Below are 2,950 nucleotides of genomic sequence, written 5' to 3' on the forward strand. Positions count from 1 at the left end.
ATTCGGCGCGACGTCAACGCTTCCGTCGGCGTTGACCGTCAGCGGACCGTTCGTCACCGGGACCAAGTTGATGGCGGCCGGGTTCACGGGCGCGCCATTGAGCTGGTCATTGGCCAGGACGTTGACGACGTTCGTACCGCCGGTGGCGCCATTGATCGGACCGGCGCTGTCGTTGACCGCGTCGATGGTCGCTGCTTCGACCGTCACGGTCACCGTGGCGGTGTCGCAGTTGGCCGGGTTCAGGACTTCGCAGATCTCGTAGTCGACCGTGTAGGTGCCAGCAGCCGTGCCGGCCGCCACATCGACGCTGCCGTCGGCGTTGACGGTCAGCGGACCGTTCGTGACCGGCGCCAAGGTGACGTTGGCCGGGACCACTGCGGCGCCGTTGAGCGTGTCGTTACCGAACACGTTCACGACATTCACGTTGGCCACGAAGCCATTGACCGGGCCGGCACTGTCGTTGACCGCATCGATGGTCGCTGCTTCGACGATGACCGTCACGGTCGCCGTGTCGCAGTTCGCCGGGTTCAGCACTTCGCAGATCGTGTAGTCAACGGTGTAGGTGCCCGCAGCGGTACCGGCCGCAACGTCCACCGAGCCATCGGCGTTCACGGTCAGCGGACCGTTGGTGACCGGCGCCAGGGAGACGTTGGCGGGGACCACTGCGGTGCCGTTGAGCGTGTCGTTGCTGAACACGTTCACGACATTCACGTTAGCCACGAAGCCATTGACCGGGCCGGCGCTGTCGTTGACCGCGTCGATGGTCGCTGCTTCGACCGTCACGGTGACCGTGGCGGTGTCGCAGTTGGCCGGGTTCAGAACCTCGCAGATCGTGTAGTCGATCGTGTAAGTGCCGGCGGGAGTATTGGCCGCCACGTCCACCGAGCCATCAGCATTGACCGTCAGCGGGCCATTGGTGACCGGGACCAGAGTGATGTCAGCCGGATTGACCGCCGCGCCGTTGAGCAGGTCATTGCCCAAGACGTTCACGACGTTGGTGTTGGCCACGAAACCGTTGACCGGACCGGCGCTGTCGTTGACCGCGTCGATGGTGGCTGCTTCGACCGTCACGGTGACCGTGGCGGTGTCGCAGTTGGTCGGGTTCAGAACCTCGCAGATTTCGTAGTCGACCGTGTAGGTGCCCGCAGCGGTACCGGCCGCCACGTCTACCGAGCCGTCGCCATTGACGGTCAGCGGACCGGTCGTCACCGGGACCAGGGTGATGTCAGCCGGGTTCACCGCCGCGCCATTGAGCAGGTCATTGCCCAGGACGTTCACGACGTTGGTGTTGGCGATGAAGCCGTTGACCGGACCGGCGCTGTCGTTGACCGCGTCGATGGTCGCTGCTTCGACCGTCACGGTCACCGTGGCGGTGTCGCAGTTGGCCGGATTGAGAACTTCGCAGATCTCGTAGTCGACCGTATAGGTGCCCGCAGTGGTACCCGCAGCGACGTCGACGCTTCCGTCGGCGTTGACCGTCAGCGGACCGTTCGTGACCGGGACCAGGGTGATGGCGGCGGGATTCACCGGCGCGCCATTGAGCTGGTCATTGGCCAGGACGTTGACGACGTTCGTACCGCCGGTGGCGCCATTGATCGGACCGGCGCTGTCGTTGACAGCGTCAATGATCGCTGCCTCCACGATGACCGTCACTGTCGCCGTATCGCAGTTAGCCGGGTTGAGGAGCTCGCAGATCTCGTAGTCGACCGTGTAGGTGCCGGCCGGAGTATTGGCCGCCACGTCCACCGAGCCGTCGGCATTGACCGTCAGCGGACCATTGGTCACCGGAACCAAGGTGATGTCCGCCGCGTTCACCGCCGCGGCATTGAGCAGGTCATTGCCCAAGACGTTCACTACATTGGCATTGGCCACAAACCCATTGACCGGGCCAGCGGTATCGTTGACGGCGTCAATCACGCCTTCTTCAACCGTTACGGTGACGGTGGCGGTATCGCAGTTGGCCGGGTTCAGGACCTCACAAATCTCGTAGTCGACGGTGTACGTGCCCGCCGGGGTATTCGGCGCAACGTCCACGGAGCCATCAGCGTTCACGGTCAGCGGACCATTCGTCACCGGAACCAGGGGGATGGCAGCCGGATTCAGCGGCGCGCCATTGAGTTGGTCATTGGCCAAGACGTTGACGACGTTCGTACTGCCGGTCGCACCGTTCACCGGACCGGCCGTGTCGTTCACGGCATCGAGCACCGCCGCTTCGACCGTCACGGTCACCGTGGCGGTGTCGCAGTTGGCCGGGTTCAGGACCTCGCAGATCTCGTAGTTGACCGTGTAGGTGCCGGCAGCCGTGCCGGCGGCCACATCGACGCTGCCGTCCGCGTTGACCGTCAGCGGACCATTCGTCACCGGGGCCAGGGTGATGTCCGCCGGATTCAGGAGCGCGCCGTTGAGCAGGTCATTGCCCAGCACGTTGACGACATTGGTGTTGGCGATGAAGCCATTGACCGGACCCGCCGTGTCATTGACGGCGTCAATGACGCCTTCTTCGACCGTGATCGTGACAGTCGCCGTGTCGCAGTTGGCGGGATTCAGGACTTCGCAGATTTCGTAGTCGACGGTGTAGGTACCCGCCGGAGTATTCGGCGCGACGTCCACCGAGCCATCAGCGTTCACGGTCAGCGGACCATTCGTCACCGGAACCAGGGTGATGGCAGCCGGATTCAGCGGCGCGCCATTGAGCTGGTCATTGGCCAGGACGTTGACGACGTTCGTGCCGCCGGTGGCGCCATTGATCGGACCGGCGCTGTCGTTGACCGCGTCGATGGTCGCTGCTTCGACCGTCACGGTGACCGTAGCGGTGTCGCAGTTGGCCGGGTTCAGGACCTCGCAAATCTCGTAGTCGACGGTGTACGTGCCAGCCGGGGTATTCGGCGCGACGTCCACCGAGCCATCAGCGTTCACGGTAAGCGGACCATTCGTGACCGGGACCAGGGTG

1 protein-coding gene is annotated in these 2,950 nt (G+C 64.2%); it reads right to left on the bottom strand.

Annotated elements, in window-relative coordinates; all coding sequences use genetic code 11:
- The coding region (locus tag ACOQFR_RS00050; RefSeq protein ID WP_421377380.1) for a beta strand repeat-containing protein at positions 1-2,916 on the bottom strand (2,916 nt) is incomplete at its 3' end.
- Positions 2,917-2,950: the final 34 nt, after the last annotated feature.

The sequence above is a fragment of the Arenimonas sp. MALMAid1274 genome (genome assembly GCF_049195245.1).
Lineage (GTDB): Bacteria > Pseudomonadota > Gammaproteobacteria > Xanthomonadales > Xanthomonadaceae > Arenimonas.